This is a genomic window from Halomonas alimentaria (genome assembly GCF_009902005.1).
Classification (GTDB): Bacteria; Pseudomonadota; Gammaproteobacteria; order Pseudomonadales; family Halomonadaceae; genus Halomonas; species Halomonas alimentaria.
Genome location: NZ_WUTT01000017.1, coordinates 1 through 204, shown reverse-complemented (window position 1 = coordinate 204; position 204 = coordinate 1). Strand labels below are relative to the sequence as shown.

Below are 204 nucleotides of genomic sequence, written 5' to 3'. Positions count from 1 at the left end.
GCCCCAGGAGCTGACCAACGACGCCTTCATCAAGGTGTGGGACACAGTGAGCTTCAGCCGCGGACTGTTCGGCAAGCTACCCGATCCGGCGCATATCGAGAAGGTACTGCGCTCGCTGTCGCTGTGGGAGAAGCGTAATAACCGCATGATCACCCTCTCCGGGGGCATGAAGCGCCGGGTGCTGATCGCCAAGGCGCTGGCCCA

1 protein-coding gene is annotated in these 204 nt (G+C 62.7%); it reads left to right on the top strand.

The annotated features are described in order from the left end of the window. Nucleotides 1–204: ATP-binding cassette domain-containing protein (locus tag GRB96_RS15500; RefSeq protein WP_338074057.1), on the top strand; the 204-nt coding region annotated here is incomplete at both ends.